Here is a 20,829-nt window from a genome sequence, read left to right as displayed (position 1 = left end):
TTGGCTTGGATCCTTAACGCTCTTCCACAATCAGCGCGCGGTTGTTGCGCAGGGTGGCAACATCCGGCATGCCGAGTAGAAACATCGCCGTTATAAATTCACGTCTGAGCCGTTCGATCACATCGACAACGGCATCGGCAGACTCGGTGGCCGGTCGCAGGAAAGGCGCGGCCAGACCGCAAAGCGAGGCGCCGAGTATAACAGATTTGGCCATATCAATCCCATCTCTGAGCCCGCCACTGGCGATCAACGTCACCCGATCCAGCCAAGGCTCGGCACGCTTGAGAGCCAGAGGGGTCGGCACGCCCCAATCCTGAAAGCGCAGGCCGATATCACTGCCATCGTTACGCCGGTGATGCTCGATCCGACTCCAGGAGGTGCCTCCCGTCCCGGCCAGATCGAAATAGCGGACGCCCTGGGCGTAGCCGCTGGCGATATCGTCCGGAGAGAGGCCTACACCCACCTCTTTGAGCAGTACCGGTACATTTAAGCCCTGCTGTATCTCGCCGATCCGATCCGCCACACCGGCAAAGTTGGTATCGCCTTCCGGCTGCACCGCTTCCTGCAGCGGGTTCAGGTGCAGATAGAGGCCATCCGCTCCCAAACAATCAACCGCCTCCTGACACTGCTCCAGGCCAAACCCGTAGTTAAACTGAACGGCACCCAGGTTACCGAGCAACACTGTAGTCGGCGCAAACTGGCGCAGATCGAAGCTGGCCCGGGCTTCCTCCTGCAGGAACATCACGCGCTGAGAGCCCACCGCCATGGCGACGCCGCAACGTTCGGCGGCTTCTGCCAGGTTACGATTGATCCGGCGCACCAGATCATGGTCGCCCCCAGTCATCGATGAGATCAGCAGTGGAAAGCTGAGGCGTTTGCCCAGAAATTCGATGGCGGTATCGATCTCGGAAAGATCCAGATCAGGCAGTGCACGGTGTTCCAGCATGATGCGATCAAAGTAACGGCCGCAACGGTCCGTGGCCGAATCGTTTTCGATCGCCCTGATATGTTCGATTTTGCGCTCGTTGGTCGAATCAGACATCAGCGCTCCAGTTTCAGGTGGGCATCCATCAGCTCGCCCGGATTGGTCTGCGCCGCCATCAGGGACAGCTCACCACACAGCACGGTGGCAGCACATAGAGCAGCCAGACGCCGGGCGTTGGCACCGGGCTCACGCTCCTCCCGGCAACCGAGGCGTGCCAGATTCTCTTCGACAAAGTCGATCCCCTTGCCATTGCCAACGGACCCGACGATCAGGTTGGGCAGCGTGCAGGAAAAGTAGAGATCGCCATCGCGTACTTCGGCGTGGACAACACCCTGCGACCCCTCGATGATATTGGCCGCATCCTGACCCGTGGCCAGGTAAAAGGCCAGCAGCATATTGGCATAGTGCGCATTCGCGCTGCGCAACCCGCCAGCCATCAATGTGCCGATCAGGTTTTTCTTGATATTCAGGTCGACCACTTTTTCAGGCGTGGTCTTCAGACGCCGCTCGCAGATAGCACGCGGAATCAGGATCTCGCTGACCACATATTTGCCGCGCCCGAGGATGCCGTTAACCGCTGTCGCTTTCTTATCGGAACAGTAATTTGCCGAAATGGAGCTATAGCGCAGCTGTGGATACTCAGCCAGAATCCAGGGAAAGAGCTTGTCCGCGGCGTTGGTCACCATGTTGTGACCGGATGCATCACCGGTGGTGAATTCGAGTCGCAGGTAGATCAGGTTGCCGACGATCTGGCTGTGCATGTCGATCAGGTTAGCGAAGCGGCTGCTTTGTGCCACCACCGCATTCAGATCATCCCGACGCGCCTTGATCGATTCCACCGCCTGGTGAGCGGCCAGCGCATCGTCTGCCTCAAGCAGGATCGAGCGGGTCATGCGCTCATCCACCAACGTGGTTTTAATACCCTCGTCGCACAGCATGGAGACCCGGGCGCCACGCCCCACCGAGGGCCAGAGCGGTGTCTCGTAAGTTGCCAGCGGGACGCTGATTTCGCCCTCTGCCACATTACCGCTGATTCGCAGCGGCCCCACCCAGCGCATCGGGATAGGCGCTTCAACTATTTTGTGCGACTTCATGGGGGTCCTTTATAAAACGAAAAAGGGTTGCACACCCGGCAACCCTCTCTGGCTTGTTCCGACGAACCTGCTCGGAGCAGATCCTGGCTGCGCCGGATTGTAGCCACCACAATCCGGCGATGCAATCAGGCTCAGGATGCGCCGCTGTCGCCTTCCATCTCACCGGCCCATCTCACCGGCCTTCTGCTCAGTGTTAGGGAAATGCCTCCTACGGCATCGATTTGCCAGACTGGTAGTTGACCCAACCAATCGTAAAGAAGGAACCCATCATGGAAATTATGCGTATTGATCTCAACTTCGCCAAGAATGTTTTCGAAGTCTCTGGGGTTGATGAACGGGAACGACCGGATCTGCGCGAAACGCTCAAGCGAAATCAGCTAATAAAATTCGTCACTCAGCTCCATCCTTGCGTTGTCGGAATCGAAAGCTGTAGTAGCGCTCACCATTGTGCGCGAAGGTCACGCAGTTTGGGCCATAAAGTCCAGATGATGTTGCCACAGTTCTTGGCTCCATACCGAAAGAGAGATTAAAGCGATCACAATGACGCTGAGGCCCTTTGTGAGGCCATCGTCAACTCCGTATATCATCAGGGATGACGAGAACGAAGTGCCTTCGGTCGCGAGAAAGGCATTTGATCCGCTTTACCGACCTTCCTCAGTGGCGAAGACGACCTGTTTTAGAATGCCCCGACAAAGTCGGTCAGGCGCTGTGAGAGCCCCAGATAACGCTGCTGCTGTTTCGGCGTCAGGGCCGCATATTGAATCGAGTACAAGCAGTGATCACAATCGGCCAGAATCCGGCGCGATGGCTTATCGGAACGACGCAGCTGCTCCAGCCCCGCCTGCACCAGATTAAGTCCTATGCTGGGGTTGCCGGGCTGTTGCCGGTAGGCGCTGGTGAATGCCTGGTAGGCTTCGTCGAGTTCGCCCTTTCGGTAGTGCATCATCCCCTTCAGATTATCGCGCCCCCAGTGCAAACGCGCTGACTGCCGGGTCAACTCCTGACGTCCCTCCTGGGCCAGCTTGGCAACCGGCGTTCCCTCCAGCCCTTCAATCAACTGGTCCAACCACATCGCCTGTTCATCCAGTGATAAAGACTGAAACAGTTCAAGCGCTTCGCTGGCCATCTGATCCCCTCTGACCCGGTCTCCCGCACGCCGATAGACCTCGTTGGCGATCAACTTGGAGCGAAAATGAATCACGGGCTGATCCAAAAAATCCCGCTGCGACTGCTCCAGGGTTCGAATCGCTTCCTCTTCGGCGGCCCGGGCCGCATCATCGCCTGTACCATTGATCCGCTGCAACAGCATACGCACCAAACCAAAATAGTAATCGGGGTGCTGGAACGCGGAGTAACGACTGAAACGAATCGCTGAACGAAAGGAGTCCACCGCCAAAGCGGCATCGCCATTCATGGCTGACAGGTTCGCCAGATCACCCTGCAGCAGAGCAACGGTGGGCTGCAAAACGACAGCCCGGCGCAGCAAGCCTTGAGCGTCAGCCAACTCACCTGCCAGACGGTGCAGCCGGGCACGCCAGACAAAAGCCTCAACACAGATCTGCTGCTGGGAAATCACGTGATCCAACTGTTCACGTGCGCTGGCAAAAACCCCGCTACGACACGCGGCGATCGCCAGACCGATTCGAATCCAGGGCTGATCCCGGCCCTCCAGCAGATTGCCGAAGATTCGGTAGGCCTCTTCGGGCTGATCCAGGTGAAGATGGGTAATCGCCTTCAGCCGCTGCAGATAAACACGCAGGCCCGGGTAGAGCTGTTCCTGACGGTCACACTGCTCCAACGCCTCCTGCCACTCACTCTGGTCGAGCAGCTGCTCCACAGGCTTCACGCTCTGTTTAAGGCGCATCAACTTTTCCAGCTGCTGCGACAGGCGGGCTCGATCGTAGGGTTTGGAAACGTAGATATCGGGGGCATTTTCGGGGGAGCCGAGCAACAGCTCCGACTTTTCCGGCTCAATTACCAGCACATGGCAGGCGCTATAACGGCGCTGCTCCTCTTCCTGCAACTCGAGCAACAGCTGGAGGCCGTTCTTTTCGCCGCGACCCAGTTCATAGCTGAGAAAGCTCACATCCACCGGACGTTCGCGCAGCATACTCAGCGCCATGTTCACTGAAGAGGCCACCTGAACATCACCGAAGCCCAGGATTCCCAGGATGGAGCGCAGGGACTGCAGATCCTCCAGCTTTTTGTCGAGTATCAGTGTCGACTTTCCCGAGAAAAGCGTTTCCATAACCTCAGTGACTGCCTAATTTAGGCAAAAGTACCATGTGAATCAGCAAATTAGCAAAAGCTATGAACAACGCTCAGCCCCCGGACACAAAAAGACCCGCAGACACTGTGCCAGCGGGTCTTGATATCGAGCGCTAAGCAGAAGCCATGACTCAGTCCTTCAACAGGTCACGCCCTTTGCTGGCCGCAATCCGCATGCGCAGCGCGTTGAGCTTGATGAAACCCTCAGCATCCTTCTGATCGTAAGAACCAGCATCGTCTTCAAAGGTAGCAATGCTCTCGTCGAACAAGCTGTCTTCCGAACGGCGACCAACAACGGAAACAGCGCCCTTGTACAGTTTCACCCGCACGTCACCGTTCACATTACGCTGGCTGTAGTCGATCATCTGCTGAAGCATCTTGCGCTCCTCAGACCACCAGAAGCCGTTGTAGATCACCTTGGCGTAACGCGGCATCAGCTCATCTTTCAGGTGCGCCGCTTCACGATCCAGAGTGATGGATTCGATACCACGGTGAGCGGTCAGCATGATGGTGCCCCCCGGAGTCTCGTAACAGCCGCGCGACTTCATGCCGACAAAGCGGTTCTCGACGATATCCAGGCGGCCTACGCCATTCGCACCGCCCACCTTGTTCAGGTACGCCAGCACTTCAGCCGGGCTCATTTCCTTGCCATCGATGGCAACGATATCACCCTTGCGATAAGTCAGCTCCAGATAGGTCGGCTGATCCGGCGCCTCTTCGGGAGCGACGCTCCAGCGCCACATATCGGCTTCGGCTTCGGCCCAGGGATCTTCGAGAATGCCACCCTCGTAGGAGATGTGAAGCAGGTTCGCATCCATGGAGTAAGGCGACTTCTTCTTGTTCTTGGCGAAATCAACCGGGATATCGCGCTCCTCGCAGTACGCCATCAGCGTTTCGCGGGAGGTCAGGTTCCATTCACGCCAGGGCGCGATCACTTTAACGCCCGGCATCAGCGCGTAGGCGCCCATCTCGAAGCGAACCTGATCGTTACCTTTGCCGGTAGCGCCGTGAGAAATTGCGTCAGCGCCGGTTTCCTGAGCGATTTCCACCAGGCGCTTGGCGATCAACGGACGTGCGATTGAGGTACCCAGCAGGTACTCGCCTTCGTAAATGGTGTTGGCCCGGAACATGGGGAACACGTAGTCGCGCACAAACTCTTCACGCAGATCTTCGATAAAGATCTCTTTGACGCCCAGCGCCTGAGCTTTGGCTCGGGCCGGCTCGACCTCTTCGCCCTGCCCCAGATCGGCGGTAAAGGTCACTACTTCACAGTTGTAGGTGTCCTGCAGCCAGCGGACGATAACGGATGTATCCAGACCGCCGGAATAAGCCAGCACGACCTTCTTGATATCGGACATGTTGCGACTCCAGATCACGAAATGCCGGTCACAGCGACCGGACGAACAAGCGGGAAAGCGCGAAAGTATATCAGATCACCGACACCGGCAGAACCACCGATACCACCTGTTTAGCGGGCGGTGCCGCCCTCGCGCTCCAATCTGACGGTCACGCGTCGGTTACGGGCTCGATTTTCAGCCGATGTATTGGGCACCACAGGATAACGCTCACCATGGTAACGGGTGACGATCTTATCTTCAGGTACTCCAAGCTGTACCAGATAACGCGTCACAACTTCGGCGCGGCGTTTGGAAAGATCCCGGTTCAGCAGCCGCCGGCCCAGGTTATCCGAGTGGCCATCTACATAGATCGACTGAATGCTATCGTCCGCACTGACATACAGCGCAATCAAGTCCAGCCTTTCCCGTGTCGCCGGAGACAACTCGGAAGCTCCCGAAGGGAAGAGAATGGCGGTACGGGCGATCTGTCGGAAGTTGACCGGTAATAAGCCGGCCACGCAATTCAGATAGTCGGTGTAGGCCGACTGAAAGTTAGCCGCGGAGATCCCGACCTTCAGCGTATCGGGTGTTCCATACCAGTTCTCGGTATTGAACGTTGGCGTCATACCGCGAAACAGCGCCGCCAACATGTTTTGCGCCAACTCCGGAGCCACCTCGATCAACCCGGACTCCGCCGGCTCAACCTGCCCCAACACCTGGGGTTCGATACCGGGTTGCCAGTCAGACGCCTCCGCAATCAGCGTTGCGCGGCCGACGACCTGCTCTTTCTGAATCGGTGTCAGGGCGAAGCGGACCGCCTCACCGGCGGGATGTTCAAAAGTCGCTATACCGTATGCCGGGACCTCCTGACGCAAACGGCAGCTAAAGCGTGATGACTCCATCTCCCAGCGCGACTCATCAATTGAGGCCCGAAAGGTAACCGCACCCACTTCTATTGAGGCAAACAGAGCCAGCAGGCTTAAAACAGCTAAACGCATCCACGTTGTTCCACGTATAAATACCGCCAAAACGGAAAAGACCGGACATACTATCGCTTTATCGGCTGCGATACGCGGGGCTTAAGCAACCGCGCTTCGCACCAACGTCATTGGATGCCCATGTCGGGACTGATAGAATGATTGATCAGGCTTTAGCCCGCAACCGAATCAAGTAAGGAACAGGTTTGTCTTCCGCCCCCAAGCACCCTCTTTCAGACCGTTTTCGCGGTTTTCTACCGGTCGTCATTGACGTTGAAACCGCAGGCTTCAACCCACGCACTGACGCACTTCTCGAAGTTGCAGCCGTTACGCTGACCATGGATGAAAACGGCTATCTGATAATCGACAAGAGTTTTGATGCTCAGGTTCAACCGTTCGAAGGTGCCAACCTGGAAGCCGCAGCGCTGGAGTTTACCGGCATTGACCCTTTTGACCCTGAACGGGGTGCAGTGTCAGAGCAGGCAGCCCTGGAGTCGATTTTCAAACCGATCCGTAAATCAATTAAATCACACGATTGTAAGCGGGCTGTTCTGGTAGGGCACAACGCTGCGTTCGACCACGGATTCATTCTTAATGCGTCCGAGAGAGCCGACATTAAACGCAACCCTTTCCACCCTTTTTCGACCTTTGATACCGCAACCCTGGCCGGTTTGGCATTCGGACAGACTGTCCTGGCCCGCGCCTGCGAAGTCGCCGGCATCGAGTTTGACGGTAAGCAGGCCCACTCCGCGCTATACGACACTCAAAAAACGGCGGAACTGTTCTGCATGATCGTTAACCGATGGAAAGATCTGGGCGGCTGGGAAATGGTCTTGGCTACGCGGGACTGAAGCATCCTCCGCCTTTAATGCCATACAGCACCCATAAAAAAACCCGCCGAAGCGGGTTTTTTTAGTTCACGACTCAGCTTAGAGCTTGTCGGACTCTTCAGACAGGTACTTGGCAACGCCGTCCGGAGACGCGTCCATACCCTTGTCACCTTTGTTCCAGCCGGCCGGGCACACTTCGCCGTGCTCTTCGTGGAACTGCAGTGCATCGACCAGACGAATCAGCTCGTCCATGTTACGACCCAGCGGCAGATCGTTCACGATCTGAGAACGCACGTTACCTTCTTTATCGATCAGGAAGGCACCACGGAATGCAACACCGGCATCCGCCTCGACGTCGTACGCCTGGCAGATTTCATGCTTGGTATCCGCTACCAGCGTGTACTTGACCGGCCCGATACCACCATCGGCAACCGGCGTGTTACGCCATGCGTTGTGGGTGAACTGAGAGTCGATGGAAACACCGATCACCTCTACGCCACGCTCTTTGAACGCGTCCATACGGTGATCCAGTGCGATCAGCTCTGAAGGACAAACGAAAGTGAAGTCCAGCGGATAGAAGAAAACCAGACCGTACTTACCCTTGATCGCTTCACTCAGCGTGAAGGAATCGACGATGCTGCCATCACCCAGTACTGCCGCTGCTGTAAAATCCGGTGCTTTTTTACTTACGAGTACGCCCATGTTCTTGACTCTCCTTGCTTCAGTTGAGTGTTTTCAAGCGTTAAATCAGACGCTTATAAATTACCTGAATAGTTGTAAGGGATCTAATAAAGGCAGGCTATCTTGCCGATAAAGGCAGCCTATCAAGCCGAGCCTTCACCCTCGCCCGAGGCCGCCTCTTTCTGGGCCGCCGCAGAAACCAGCTCTTTAAGTTCACCGCTCTCCGACATTTCACAAATAATGTCGCAGCCACCCACCAGCTCACCGTTGACCCAAAGCTGAGGAAAGGTGGGCCAGTTCGCATACTTGGGCAGCTCGGCACGAATCTCCGGCGCTTCGAGAATATTCACGAATGCAAAGCGTTCACCGCAAGCAACCAACGCTTCCGACGCCCGCGAAGAAAAGCCGCACTGCGGAAAACGGGGAGTGCCCTTCATATATAGCAGAATCGTATTGTTTTCGATCTGCTCTTTGATGGTATCGACTACGCTCATGGTTACACCTTGCTGTTTAATTCCTGTGAATCGCGAACCGGTTTTGCCAAATCCGCTTAACATGGCCTCAATATACCCGACCTTTTAACTCGGATAAAGAGTCACCGCGCCGCTGGGATGTCTATGGGGTCGTAAAGAGACAAGTTCAAGTCTCATGTCGCCATTTCCAGTCCCGGAGTAAGGATAAATGATTGCCAAACCCACTACCCCCACATAGAATGCTTGTTTTTTCGGCAGCTGTGGCTGCCTTTTTGCGTTGTAGGGGGATCTGCTCCATGTCGTTCCAGCCACTGATGAATACCTATAACAGGCTTTCAGTCGCTTTTGAGCGCGGCGAAGGCGCGTGGATTTACGACACCGACGGTAACAAATATCTGGACGCACTCTGCGGTATCGCCGTCACGGGTTTGGGCCACGCTCATCCGGCGGTGACCAAAGCGATCAGCGACCAGGCCGCTCGCCTTATCCACTGTTCCAATCTTTATACGATACCGTTGCAGGAGCAGCTTGCAGAGAAGCTGACGACTGTTTCGGGTATGGATAACGTTTTCTTTGGCAACTCCGGCGCCGAAGCAAATGAAGCGGCCATCAAGCTGGCACGACGCTACGGCCACAAGAAAGGCGTGGAGACTCCAACGATTATTGTGATGGAGAACGCCTTTCACGGCCGTACGCTGGCAACATTGAGCGCCACCGGCAACCGCAGTGCCCAGGCCGGTTTCGAGCCTCTGGTCAGCGGCTTTGTACGTGTTCCCTATGACGATATGGAAGCCATTCGCCAGATTGCCGGGAAGAACCCTAATGTCGTCGCCATTCTGGTTGAGCCGGTGCAGGGCGAAGGCGGGGTCCATATCCCTGCCCCGGACTACCTGAACCAGCTCCGGTCGATCTGCGATGAGAACGAGTGGCTGCTGATGCTGGATGAAGTTCAGACCGGCAACGGGCGCACCGGACGTTACTTTGCGTTTCAGCACACCGATATCATGCCCGATGTGGTCACCACGGCCAAAGGACTTGCCAATGGTGTGCCCATCGGTGCCTGCCTGGCACGGGGCGAAGCGGCAGAGCTGTTCACGCCCGGCACCCATGGCACCACCTATGGCGGCAACCCGCTGGCGTGCGCTGCAGCCCTGGCCGTGGTGGATACTATTCAGGCCGACAACCTGTGTAAGCATGCCGACGAGCTGGGCCAGTATATTGTCGATCAGTTTCAACAAAAGCTGGGCGACGCGCCTTATATCAAAGAGATCCGCGGCAAAGGGTTGATGATCGGTATCGAACTCACTGAAGCGGGCTCCGAACTGGCTGTTCTTGCCAAGGTCAAAGGCGTACTGTTAAACGTAACCGGTGGAGGACGGGTCGTGCGTATGCTGCCCCCACTGATTATGAGCCGCAACGAAGCCGACCTACTGATACACACCGTATCTCAGCTGATCCGGGTTTACGCCGGGGACGAGCGTTCAGACTGAACACTGAGACTTCTATCACTGACATCTGGAACCGGCGGCCTGGCCGCCTGTTGATATTATGAGTACTAGACACTTTCTGACCCTGCTGGATCTGACCCCGGCGGAACTACAAGGCGTAATCGAACGGGCTATCGAGCTCAAGCGCATCCGTAACAACGGTGAGATTTATGAGCCGCTGAAAAACCGGGTAATGGCGATGATCTTCGAGAAGGCCTCTACCCGGACCCGAGTCTCGTTCGAGGCCGGCATGGCGCAGTTCGGCGGCCATGCCATGTTCCTGTCAAGCCGCGATACGCAGCTGGGCCGCGGCGAACCCGTCGAAGATAGCGCTCGAGTGATCTCCAGCATGGTTGATGTGGTGATGATCCGTACGTTCAGCCACGAGGTAGTAGAAACCTTCGCTGCCAATTCCCGTGTGCCCATCATCAATGCCCTGACCGATGACTTCCACCCCTGTCAGTTGCTGGCTGACATGCAGACATTCCACGAGCTACGCGGGTCCATCAAGGGCAAGACCGTGGCCTGGGTGGGCGACGGTAACAACATGTGCAACTCCTACATCAACGCCGCACAGCAGTTTGATTTCAGCCTTAACGTAGCGTGCCCCGAGGACTTCGCGCCCAACGCCGAGCTGGTTCTTAAAAACGCCGACCGGGTTCGTGTGTTCAACAGTCCAGAGGAAGCCGTAGACGGTGCCGACCTGGTCTGCACCGATGTCTGGGCTTCCATGGGCCAGGAAGATGAGCAGCGCCAACGTATCCGTGAATTCCGCGGCTATCAGGTCAGCCCGGCTCTGCTGGACGCCGCCAACAAGGATGTGCTGTTTATGCACTGTCTGCCGGCCCACCGGGGCGAAGAGATCAGCGAAGATATGCTGGATGACCCGCGTTGCGTGGCCTTCCAACAGGCAGAAAACCGACTTCACGCCCAAAAAGCGCTGCTGGAATTCCTGCTCGTCACCAGCGCCTGATGTCTCGCCCAGCGAACACCGCCCCTCACCTCGCCAGAGTGCCGGGGGCGGTCTATACTGGCCGAAAGCGCCCGTCTCCGGGGCAGGAGCAGAGAGAGTCAGTCAGGCATGATAGAACTACGTCACTTGAAAACCCTGGCCGCCTTGCGTGACGCAGGAAGCCTTGTCGAAGCCGCCGAACGGGTCCATCTGACGCAATCCGCCCTCTCCCACCAGATCAAGGATCTGGAAGAGCGCCTGAACTGCTCCCTGTTCATCCGCAAAACCAAGCCGATCTGCTTTACCAGCGCAGGCCAGCGCCTGCTGGCACTGGCTGACGATGTGCTGCCGATGATCCGCAATGCCGAACGTGATATTTCACGTCTGGCCGGCGGTGCTGCCGGGCGACTGAACATCTGTATCGAATGCCACAGCTGCTTTGACTGGCTGATGCCTACCATCGATCACTTCCGCCAGAACTGGCCGGAAGTGGAGCTGGACCTGTCCACCGGCTTCACGTTTCAGCCGTTACCGGCTCTGGCCCGCGGTGATCTGGACCTGGTCATCACCTCCGACCCCGAACCGCGTAACGGCCTGCACTATGTCCCCCTGTTCAGCTACGAATCGGTACTCGCCCTGAGCCGACAGCACCGGCTGATCGCCCGCAAGTTTATCCACCCCCGCGATCTGGCGCAGGAAACATTGATCACTTACCCGGTCGACACCAATCGTCTGGATGTCTTCACTCGCTTTCTGGACCCTGAGAACGTGGAGCCGGCGGAAGTACGCACCGCCGAGCTGACCGTCATGATGGTGCAACTGGTCGCCAGCGGACGCGGTGTTGCCGCACTGCCTAACTGGGCAGTGCACGAATATCTGCAGAAGGACTACATCGCTACCCGGCCACTGGGCGAAAAAGGGCTCTGGTGCACGCTGTATGCCGCCATGCGCGATGATCAGAAGGATGTCGACTTCATGACCGACTTTCTGAGTACGGCCCGGGATATCACTTTCCGTAATCTGAACGGTATCCGCTCCGCCTCCTGAGCCACACCCGTTACTCAATTCCCGCTTAGCGCCTTTGTTTGCGGCGCTCGATCACATACACTTACGGCTGCTTTTTAATCCGCCCCCACTGGGCCGTTGTATAAATGGACATCGCTACTATGCAGAACTGGAGCCCCTCAACCTGGAGAGAAAGACCGATCGTGCAGCAGCCGGAGTATCCCGACCGTGCTGCGCTGGACACCGTGGAGTCCACGTTGTCCCAGTACCCTCCCCTGGTCTTTGCCGGTGAAATTCGTTCCCTGAAAGAGGAGCTGGCCGCCGTCAGCCGAGGTGATGGTTTTCTTTTGCAGGGGGGTGATTGCGCCGAGAGCTTCGCGGAGTTCAATGCCAATAAAATCAAGGATACTTTTCAGCTGCTGCTGCAGATGGCTATTGTCCTGACCTTCGCCGGTAGCTGCCCCGTGGTCAAAGTGGGCCGTATGGCGGGCCAGTTTGCCAAGCCCCGCTCAGCCGGCACCGAAACCATCGATGGGATCGAGCTGCCCAGCTACCGGGGCGACATCGTCAACGGTATAGACTTCACAGCAGAGGCCAGAACGCCGGATCCTCAGCGCCTGCTGGCGGCCTACCATCAGGCTTCCGCCACACTGAACCTGCTGCGAGCTTTTGCTGGTGGTGGCCTTGCCGACCTGCATCAGGTTCATAAGTGGAACCTGGGCTTCGTGGCTCAAAGTCCAGCCCATGAAAAGTATGAGCACCTGGCCTCCCAGATCGATCAGACCCTCGCCTTCATGAAGGCGTGCGGCCTGAATCCGGATAACACGCCGCAGCTCAAGGAGACCGCGTTTTTCACATCCCATGAGGCGCTGCTGCTGAACTACGAACAGGCATTGACCCGGCGCGACAGCCTCACCGGTGGCTGGTATGACTGTTCGGCGCATATGCTCTGGATCGGCGATCGCACCCGACAGCCTGACCATGCTCACGTGGAGTTTCTGCGTGGCGTCTGCAACCCGGTGGGTATCAAGGTTGGCCCCAGTACCGACGCGGATGATCTCAAGCGCCTGCTCGATACGCTCAACCCGGCCAATGAACCGGGCCGTATCACCCTGATCGCACGGATGGGTGCCGAAAAGATCACTGAAAAGCTACCGCCGCTGGTGCGAGCCGTGCAGGCCATGGGCGCGAATGTGGTCTGGAGTTCTGACCCCATGCATGGCAACACGATTAAAGCTTCAAACGGCTATAAGACACGCAACGTCAACGCCATCCTGCATGAGATGAAAGGCTTCTTCGAAGTTCACCAGGCCGAGGGCAGCTACGCGGGCGGTGTCCACTTTGAAATGACCGGCAACGAGGTGACCGAGTGTATCGGCGGTGCCTATCAGGTTACCGAGGAAACATTGGCGGACCGCTACGATACCCACTGCGACCCCCGCCTGAACGCGGATCAGTCTCTGGAGCTGGCTTTCATGATTGCCGACACTCTGAAAAGTGCGAGGAGTCAGCGGTGAGTCACGCGCAACAGATACTGAGTCTGCTACTGGAGATCGAGCGTGAAATGCGCTCGGTCAATCTCTGGTCGGAGACTATGCCCCCAGCCGAAGCACTGATGAGCCAACAGCCGTTTTGCGTCGACACCCTGGAATTCCACCAATGGGTTCAATGGTTACTACTGCCACGCCTGGAACAGATTGTGATTGAGCAGCGTACTCTGCCGGAAACCTGCTCCGTTGCCCCCATGGCGGAAGAGGCATTTCGGCAGGTAGATGCCCATACCGATCAACTGGTGATACTGCTCGAAAGACTTGATGAAAGCGTCACCAACGCTCCCTGAACTCCTGCTTCCGCTCGGCTTCCCAGGCTGATAAGTTAAGCTTGTGGGAACGACGGGAGATTTCACACATCTATGCGGTACTTTGAGGCGTTTGGTCTCAGTTTTCTTCATGCCCTGAAGAATCTGCTGCCGATCATTCTGGTGGTGCTGCTTTTCCAGCTGCTGATTCTGCAGCAGATGCCGGACGACAGTCTCACCATGGCCGCAGGGCTGATTATCGTCGCGCTCGGTGTGGCCCTGTTCCTGCAGGGGCTGGAGCTGGGCATCTTCCCTGTCGGTAAAAGCCTGTCCAACCAATTCGCACGACAGGGATCGGTGCCTGTATTGCTGGGCTTCGGCTTCAGTCTGGGTTTTTCGGCGGTGGTGGCCGAACCCGCCCTGATCGCCGTAGCCCAGCAGGCCGAACAGATCAGTGAGGGCCGTATCGATGGCCTGACCCTGCGTCTGCTGGTGGCAGCTTCGGTGGGCGCCGTCACCGCCCTGGGCGTGTTTCGTATTATCTTCGGCCATCCGATCCACCATTATATGATCGTCGGCTATATCCTTGTGGTCATCGTCACCTTCTTTGCACCTCAGGAGATCGTCGGACTGGCCTACGATTCCGGCGGCGTCACCACCAATGTGGTCACGGTGCCGCTGATCGCTGCACTCGGCATCGGGCTGGCCGCCTCGATCCGTGGCCGCAGCCCGCTCAAAGACGGGTTCGGCCTGGTTGCCATGGCTGTCATGGTGCCGATGATCAGCGTGCAGCTCTATGGCACCTGGGTCTACAGCCAGCCGACACCTGCCGAAGGATTTCTTGATAGTGGTGCCGATCACAGCGAAGAACCTTCCCCCCCGGTACTGAAGGTACTGCTCGACCTGGCGACCATGGTGCGCGACGTCCTGCCGATTATTATCACCATTCTATTCTTCCAGTATCTGGTGCTGCGCCGCCCCCTGGCGAACCTCCGGCAGGTGGTCTTTGGTTTCGTGCTGGTGATCGTCGGGCTGTATGCCTTTGTCATTGGACTGAAGTTGGGCCTGTTCCCCATCGGCGCCAGCATGGCAGAACAGCTGGTACAGCAGCATAATCAGCTGTTGATCTATCTGTTCGCGTTCCTAATCGGCTTCGCCACGACAATGGCGGAACCGGCTCTGCTGGCGATCGGCCGCCAGGCGGAAGAAGCGGCTGCCGGCCAGATCCATGCCGGTACAATCCGGATTCTGGTGGCGCTCGGCGTTGCCATCGGCATCACGATCGGCGTCTGGCGGTTGATCCACGGCGACCCAATACACTATTACATTATCGGCAGCTATCTGGTGGTGATCCTGCTGACACTGGCCGCGCCACGCTATATTGTCGCCCTTGCCTACGATCTGGGCGGTGTTACCACATCGGAAGTCACGGTTCCATTGGTCACAGCACTGGGTATCGGCCTGGCCTCCCATATCGAGGGCCGCAGTGTTCTGATCGACGGCTTCGGCCTGATCGCTTTCGCGTCGATCTTTCCAATTATCACGGTAATGCTCTATGCGCTCTGGGGAGAATGGTGCAGCCGGGCAAACCGAACGGAGGATTCTGTATGAAGTTCACGGCTTTGGTCGCCATCGTGCCGGAGGATCTGGAGCAGGAGTGCATCGACAAGGCGCGGGAGCTGGGTGCCGGCGGCATCACGCTGATTCAGGGACGGGGTATCAGCAACGAGACGCGCAAGACGTTTTTCGGCTTCGCCTATGACGGGAATCAATCGGTGTTGCTGATGGTACTGGAGAAGCAGCTATCGCTGGAGGTCCTCAAGGCTTTCGATGCGATCCTGCACGAGGGAGACCCGTCCAATTCGCGCGGTCTGGTATTTAATTTCCCGATCGAACATCTGCGCGGTCTGGATCTGGCGCAGATCCAGAAGTTCGAGCAGCACCTCAAAGATTCGCTGTGACAGGAGAACAGGCATGCTGGTAAAAGACGTGATGGTCCGTGACGTGGTCACGATTTCACCCTTTGCGACACTGCGCGAGGCGATGAGCCTGATGAAACGGCGCGGAATCAAGTCACTGGTCGTCGACAAGAACCATGACCACGACGCCTACGGGTTGATTACCTACACCAATATCGTCAAAACGGTGATCGCCGAGAGTGGCGATATCGATCTGCTCAATGTTTACGACATCTGCGCCAAACCGGCTCTGACCCTGGGGCAGTCGCTGGCGGTGCGCCATGCCGCCGAAATCATGACCCAGCACCGCCTGAAGCGGATACTTGTTGTGGACGATAACCAGCTGGTCGGCCTGGTGACAATGAACGATATGGTGGAGATCCTTCTCCAGGATATCGACTGACCCAAACGTTCCCAACTCGGGTCAGCTATCTTCCAACGCAGCGATCCGGTGCCGGGCCTCCGCGAACACGTGCTCGGCCAGACCCACCCCGGTCTCAGCCATGGTTTGGTAGGTGTGATCGGCCCCGGCCGCGGTAATCTTATCTGCATGATCGGCGAACATACTGTGTGCGACTATCACACCATCAAACCCTGACTGGCGTAGCTGGCGGGCAGCCGTAATCTTAGCCTCCACATCGCTGGCAGCCAGGATCACATAGCGCAGGGCCGGCGCCTTGAGATTCTTCCACAGCTGGACATCCTCAGCATCGGCAAACACTACATGACGTCCGTTGGCCACATGGGACTCCACCTTTGCCGGGTCGGAATCCAGCGCCATCAGAGGCAGACCTTTGGGCCGCAGATGATCATACGCGGCGGTCCCGGTACGCCCCATACCGATAATCAGCACCTGCGCATCGCCCAACGACAGCGGTTGTTCATCCGGGTGAAAGCCCTTGCGCTCAAAGCGAGACAGGCGTGATCCCAGGCGCTCATACAAAGGATGTGCGGCCCGATAGAGCGGTGCGGAAACCACGAACGAGACGGAGACGGCAATCGCCAGCGGAATCAACCACTGGGGCAACACAATACTGGCCACGATCAAGCCGAACTCGCTGTAGTTGGTCAGGCTCAAACCGGAGAGGAAAGCGCTGCGAGCGCGCAGCTTGAACAACAGTAACAGGAAGAAGAAAAGTATACCTTTGAGCGGTAGCAAGGCCCCCATGACAATGGCAAAGATTAACGCATCCTGGTCCGGCAGACCGCCCATGCCGATCTGCAGGAAGAAACCGACCAGGAACACCTCTTTGATGCTCCAAAGCGACTGCGAAAGCTCCCCCGCACGCTTGTGGTTAGCCAGCAATGCACCGAATGCCAGAGCCCCGAGCTCCGAGCTCAGACCCACACTTTCAAAGCCCTCGCCGCCAACCACCAAGGCCAGCAACAAACCGAGCAACACCAGCAACTCATCGTGACCGCTGATATCGAGCAGTTTATAGAGCGCGGGACGCAGCAACGGAATACCGAACACAACCAATGCCCACATTGACGGGGTCTGACCACTGGCCAAGGCCATAACCAGCAGCGCCAGCAGGTCCTGTACGATCAATATCCCGATCGCCACCCGACCGTGAAATGCCCGCAGTTCACGCTTGGATTCCAGCACCTTCGCCGCCAGCACCGTACTGGAGAATGAAAGCGCAATGGCCAACATCAAGGCGGTATACCAGTCCAGACCGATAAAAAAATGCAGCCCGGGGGTAAACAGCAGTATGGAGATCCCGAAGTGAAGCGCACCGCCACCAATGACCTCAGGACGGACCAGATTGCGCAACTTCAGCTTTAAGCCCACGGTGAACAGAAGCAGCAGAACGCCAAGATGGGCAATGTGTTCGAGCACTTCAGTGCCCTCAACCGGTATGCCCGCAACCTGACCGGCACCAACAATAGCAAAACCAGCAGCCAGATAGCCGATCAAGGGGGGCAAGCCCACCATCTTGACGCCTATTCCCAACACGAAGGCAAATACGATCCAGACCGCTTCAAGCACGACAGCTTCCTTAATCAATCAAACAGGTGCCACACCAGGCCGAGACCTGTTAGCACTTCCTAACAAACCGTCTGCATGCTTCACCGGCGCGATGCAGAACCCGCGAGCCAATGTTATCACCAACAATGCGTAAATCGGCACCGTCGTCGCGAAAAAGGTACAGGGCTCAAACTGGCCCCGCACCGATGATCAGCGGTAGAATCCGTTCAGCCGAAATCTGCCAGGAGAGTCCATGCCCGCCGACCATACCCCCTCACAGCCCCTGTTTATCGAATTACTTCGTCACACCGGTGCTGCGATCCGAATCTTCGATATGGGACGCCGTGTCAGCAAGCTGACCACCGACAGCTTCGAGAAGATCGAGCAGGCACGCACCCCCTATCCGCTCCCTTTTCTGCATCATGCCTGGGTTGGCGTACTGATCTGGGAACCGAAACAACCGGAACAAAACGCGATCTGGTTTTTGAAGCTGCCCTTGGATGAACAGGGTTTCCTGGTTCAGGCGGCTCGGGATGACCTGGTGCGCCGGCTGCTTGAGAACGCTCGCAACCGACAACAGGGAACACCAGCGGAGGATGCGCTTAAGGATAATCCCTTCGCCTTTAAACCCGACGCGGAAAAAATGGCGATCTTCCACGCCCTCGCGGCCAAAGCCACAGGAGCCCCGGCATCGGCGTACTTCGAAACGGCCCAGGCGTACTGCCATGGCCAGATCCCACTGGAGCGCTGGACCGACCTGGCGGTTCAGGGGCTGGCCGACCTGGTAATCAGACTCGATGAAAGTGATAACGAACAGGCACTGGCCGCCCGGGTGAAAGAGATGCCTCTACCTGCCCTGAATGCCATTGCCACGCTGCTGGAACACGTCCAACCGCGGGTAGCACTGAGAGATGCATTGATCACGCGCCTCGATACGCTGTTAGCCAGCGACGACGATAACGCCCTGGCCGTTGCTGCGCTGGCTCGCGGGTTATCCAATATCGCCGATGAGCGCTGTAAACAGCAACAGATGTTAAAAATAGTGCAGACAGCCCACGCCAAAGAGCCGGAAGTGATTGTTGCCATTGCGAGCCGCGCCACCAGCGCATTACAGGCGCCCGAGGTCTTACTGCCCTTTCTGGAAGTGCTGGCGGCAGGGAAAGGCGGTCAAAGTGCGTTCAGTCGGGTGCTCGCCGATCTCATGTTTATGCCGGCCATGCGGGCACTGATCATGCAGGCGCTACGTAGCCCACAACGCAGTGAACAGCTGGCTGCGGCTGTTGGAGAGATGTTCGGACAGGGGTTCGCAAACGTCCCATCAGGCCGGCAATGATCCCGGTTTATCCGGCAATTTGAGGCCCGGATGGATTTGTTCCAACCGCGCCTGCGCCTGCGCCTGCAAGCGCTGCCGAACTTTGCTGCCCTTGGGCAGGGTCAGGTAAAACAGCAGACTGCATGCCTCGCTCTCTTCCAGACCATGTTGCTCAGCGAAAGCCAGCATAAAACGCGCCAGGGTACTGTCCTGCTTGTTTTCGATAGCGACGGGGACCGGTAGCTCCAGCTCTTCGCCCTGCCGCACCCGACGACACAGGGTTTCATACTGGTAGGCAAAACGGGGAAAGACCTGGGCTTCATCTTCGCTGCGCAGCTCAAACCAACCGGTGCTGCGCCCTGCGTGATAAACGGCCGGGTGACTCCAGTCATGCTCCATGGGCTGATCGGCATGAAAGCACGCTTCCTGGTAAGCATCCCGGGTCGAGGGCAGGCCGAAATCGCCACCGATATCCCGTAAAATACCCAGGAATTCGGAAATCGTCGGCATCCAGGCCAACGTTTCCTTGCATCGGTTTACGGCCGCGACCAGCTCACGCTCACCATAGCCACGTAGACTCAGCGCCCACTCCCGCTTGGCGATACGCAGCTCATCATCGGTTTCATAACAGCTTTTGTATTTGTAGCCGTAGATCGCCATAAAACGGGCGAAGATCATGTTCACCAGGGTTTTGGTCTGATCCGGGATGCTGTTCTGGTCACGCGCATTGTCACCGTAGCCCGAGCCGGACTCGCGAACCTCTCGCTCACCAGTCGATGTTCTTGATGTCCATCGTGGCTGCGGTAATCCGTTTGCGCTTTTCCCGAGTATCTGATCGGGTGTTTTCATGTTGTGCCGCCCCAGTTGAAGAAGATTCACGCTCCTGCTGATATCGCTGCTCGCGGGCATCCTGGGTTTGTTTCTTCACCCACTCCCGTTTGACCCAGGCCAGAAACTTCTGATCCCAGTTACTCTCCTTGCGATCCTTATCCAGAAAGTAGAGCACAAATTCGTCGATACAGCCCTCTGCAAAATCTGCCGGAATCGCGTATCGGGGCAGGGTCTGATGAAACAGCTCGGAGGGCTGCCAACCGATATACATGGCCTGGAGTTTCTGATTGCGCTGCTCGGCCTGTTCAAAAATCTCCTGCAGCTCATCTTTCTGCTTGCGCCAACCGATACTGCCCCCAAAAGTAGGGGCCGGACCCCGGCGCCGGGCCAGATTGGCAGAGCCGGAATGCCCGGAAGGACGGGCCGGCGGCTCATCGACCACCGGAATCCGCGCCACTGTCTCCGGTGCGCTCACAGCTTCAGGCGCTCTTTGCGCAGCCGTTCGCGGCTCTTGACTCGCTCTGGGTGCCTGTCCCAAACGCAGGCGCAGATTACCCGCACTGCCCCAGGCGATCTGCAGCCAACCCGCATCCACCAGCTGCTCACTGACCTGACGCAGTCTGGCTTCGTCCCAAAAGGGCGCCAGACTCAACCACTGACTGCGTGAGAGCAGCAGCTCTGCCTGCCCCCGCTCATCGGTCATACCGTTACGCTCCACCGCTTCCTGGTAGAGGCCCAGTAACAGGGCGGCTTCCACCCCAACTTCAGCCGCAAGGGAGGGGTAAACCAACATCGGTCTTTCCGGGAAGATAAAACTCATCGGATCAGCATACTCTCCTGACTGCGCTCTTTGCAGTCTAGTCGGACTC

Annotated in this window: 20 protein-coding genes; 10 read left to right on the top strand and 10 right to left on the bottom strand. The window is 57.4% G+C overall.

Annotation, left to right across the window (positions count from 1 at the left end; translation table 11 throughout):
• Nucleotides 1–13: 13 nt before the first annotated feature.
• The 5 genes from fni to G403_RS0103835 all read right to left on the bottom strand — a co-directional run bounded on the left by fni (nucleotide 14) and on the right by G403_RS0103835 (nucleotide 6,682).
• Complete coding sequence (gene fni / locus G403_RS0103860; RefSeq protein WP_027852820.1) at nucleotides 14–1,042, bottom strand: type 2 isopentenyl-diphosphate Delta-isomerase; 1,029 nt, start codon at nucleotides 1,040–1,042, stop codon at nucleotides 14–16.
• Complete coding sequence (locus G403_RS0103855) at nucleotides 1,042–2,079, bottom strand: hydroxymethylglutaryl-CoA reductase (RefSeq protein WP_027852819.1); 1,038 nt, start codon at nucleotides 2,077–2,079, stop codon at nucleotides 1,042–1,044. Before G403_RS0103855 ends, fni begins: the two co-directional genes overlap by 1 nt.
• 676 nt (nucleotides 2,080–2,755) lie before the next feature.
• Nucleotides 2,756–4,327 carry a tetratricopeptide repeat protein gene (locus tag G403_RS0103845; protein ID WP_027852817.1) on the bottom strand — a complete coding sequence of 524 codons (1,572 nt, stop codon included), beginning with the start codon at nucleotides 4,325–4,327 and terminating at the stop codon, nucleotides 2,756–2,758.
• Between the two features lie 151 nt (nucleotides 4,328–4,478).
• Entirely contained in the window at nucleotides 4,479–5,705 is a 1,227-nt protein-coding gene (locus G403_RS0103840) for an argininosuccinate synthase (RefSeq protein WP_027852816.1), read from the bottom strand.
• A 110-nt stretch (nucleotides 5,706–5,815) separates the two neighbouring features.
• Nucleotides 5,816–6,682: a flagellar protein MotY gene (locus G403_RS0103835; protein WP_027852815.1), complete on the bottom strand. Its 867-nt coding sequence runs from the start codon at nucleotides 6,680–6,682 to the stop codon at nucleotides 5,816–5,818.
• Between the two features lie 185 nt (nucleotides 6,683–6,867).
• Here G403_RS0103835 and rnt point away from each other — a divergent pair, with 185 nt between their 5' ends.
• A complete protein-coding gene (gene rnt, locus G403_RS0103830) occupies nucleotides 6,868–7,512 on the top strand; it encodes a ribonuclease T (RefSeq protein WP_027852814.1) in 645 nt (214 codons plus the stop codon).
• A 78-nt stretch (nucleotides 7,513–7,590) separates the two neighbouring features.
• Here rnt and G403_RS0103825 read toward each other — a convergent pair whose 3' ends face one another.
• Complete coding sequence (locus tag G403_RS0103825) at nucleotides 7,591–8,193, bottom strand: peroxiredoxin (protein ID WP_027852813.1); 603 nt, start codon at nucleotides 8,191–8,193, stop codon at nucleotides 7,591–7,593.
• Between the two features lie 122 nt (nucleotides 8,194–8,315).
• Nucleotides 8,316–8,666: a Grx4 family monothiol glutaredoxin gene (gene grxD / locus G403_RS0103820; RefSeq protein WP_027852812.1), complete on the bottom strand. Its 351-nt coding sequence runs from the start codon at nucleotides 8,664–8,666 to the stop codon at nucleotides 8,316–8,318.
• 275 nt (nucleotides 8,667–8,941) lie between these two features.
• Here grxD and G403_RS0103815 point away from each other — a divergent pair, with 275 nt between their 5' ends.
• The 8 genes from G403_RS0103815 to G403_RS0103780 all read left to right on the top strand — a co-directional run bounded on the left by G403_RS0103815 (nucleotide 8,942) and on the right by G403_RS0103780 (nucleotide 16,248).
• Nucleotides 8,942–10,135, top strand: a complete 1,194-nt coding sequence (locus tag G403_RS0103815; protein ID WP_027852811.1) for an aspartate aminotransferase family protein — start codon at nucleotides 8,942–8,944, stop codon at nucleotides 10,133–10,135.
• A 58-nt stretch (nucleotides 10,136–10,193) separates the two neighbouring features.
• On the top strand, nucleotides 10,194–11,105 hold the full coding sequence (gene argF / locus G403_RS0103810) for an ornithine carbamoyltransferase (protein WP_027852810.1): 912 nt from the start codon (nucleotides 10,194–10,196) through the stop codon (nucleotides 11,103–11,105).
• Between the two features lie 108 nt (nucleotides 11,106–11,213).
• Nucleotides 11,214–12,131, top strand: coding sequence for a LysR family transcriptional regulator (locus G403_RS0103805; RefSeq protein ID WP_027852809.1), 918 nt, complete (start codon nucleotides 11,214–11,216; stop codon nucleotides 12,129–12,131).
• 119 nt (nucleotides 12,132–12,250) lie between these two features.
• A complete protein-coding gene (locus G403_RS0103800; protein ID WP_027852808.1) occupies nucleotides 12,251–13,606 on the top strand; it encodes a class II 3-deoxy-7-phosphoheptulonate synthase in 1,356 nt (451 codons plus the stop codon).
• On the top strand, nucleotides 13,603–13,929 hold the full coding sequence (locus tag G403_RS0103795) for a YqcC family protein (RefSeq protein ID WP_027852807.1): 327 nt from the start codon (nucleotides 13,603–13,605) through the stop codon (nucleotides 13,927–13,929). Before G403_RS0103800 ends, G403_RS0103795 begins: the two co-directional genes overlap by 4 nt.
• Before the next feature lie 72 nt (nucleotides 13,930–14,001).
• Nucleotides 14,002–15,498: a DUF1538 family protein gene (locus G403_RS25820; protein ID WP_027852806.1), complete on the top strand. Its 1,497-nt coding sequence runs from the start codon at nucleotides 14,002–14,004 to the stop codon at nucleotides 15,496–15,498.
• Nucleotides 15,495–15,848 (top strand): hypothetical protein, encoded by a 354-nt coding sequence (locus G403_RS0103785; protein WP_027852805.1) that lies wholly within the window; start codon nucleotides 15,495–15,497, stop codon nucleotides 15,846–15,848. Before G403_RS25820 ends, G403_RS0103785 begins: the two co-directional genes overlap by 4 nt.
• A 13-nt stretch (nucleotides 15,849–15,861) precedes the next feature.
• Entirely contained in the window at nucleotides 15,862–16,248 is a 387-nt protein-coding gene (locus tag G403_RS0103780; RefSeq protein ID WP_027852804.1) for a CBS domain-containing protein, read from the top strand.
• 21 nt (nucleotides 16,249–16,269) lie between these two features.
• Here the strand turns inward: G403_RS0103780 and G403_RS0103775 are convergent, their stop codons facing one another.
• The gene (locus tag G403_RS0103775) at nucleotides 16,270–17,838 is read right to left on the bottom strand and encodes a cation:proton antiporter family protein (RefSeq protein WP_027852803.1); all 1,569 of its coding nucleotides are present in this window, start codon (nucleotides 17,836–17,838) and stop codon (nucleotides 16,270–16,272) included.
• A gap of 232 nt (nucleotides 17,839–18,070) precedes the next feature.
• Between G403_RS0103775 and G403_RS0103770 the strand changes: the two genes are divergently transcribed.
• Nucleotides 18,071–19,150 carry a DUF3549 family protein gene (locus G403_RS0103770; RefSeq protein ID WP_051298509.1) on the top strand — a complete coding sequence of 360 codons (1,080 nt, stop codon included), beginning with the start codon at nucleotides 18,071–18,073 and terminating at the stop codon, nucleotides 19,148–19,150.
• Here the strand turns inward: G403_RS0103770 and G403_RS22120 are convergent.
• Nucleotides 19,136–19,978: a replication protein P gene (locus G403_RS22120; RefSeq protein ID WP_027852801.1), complete on the bottom strand. Its 843-nt coding sequence runs from the start codon at nucleotides 19,976–19,978 to the stop codon at nucleotides 19,136–19,138. The genes G403_RS0103770 and G403_RS22120 overlap by 15 nt on opposite strands.
• Nucleotides 19,896–20,780 carry a DnaT-like ssDNA-binding domain-containing protein gene (locus tag G403_RS0103760; RefSeq protein ID WP_027852800.1) on the bottom strand — a complete coding sequence of 295 codons (885 nt, stop codon included), beginning with the start codon at nucleotides 20,778–20,780 and terminating at the stop codon, nucleotides 19,896–19,898. Before G403_RS0103760 ends, G403_RS22120 begins: the two co-directional genes overlap by 83 nt.
• Between the last annotated feature and the right edge of the window lie 49 nt (nucleotides 20,781–20,829).

The organism is Marinobacterium litorale DSM 23545, from assembly GCF_000428985.1.
In the GTDB taxonomy this organism is placed as follows: domain Bacteria; phylum Pseudomonadota; class Gammaproteobacteria; order Pseudomonadales; family Balneatricaceae; genus Marinobacterium_D; species Marinobacterium_D litorale.
This window is presented reverse-complemented; position numbering and strand designations above follow the sequence as displayed.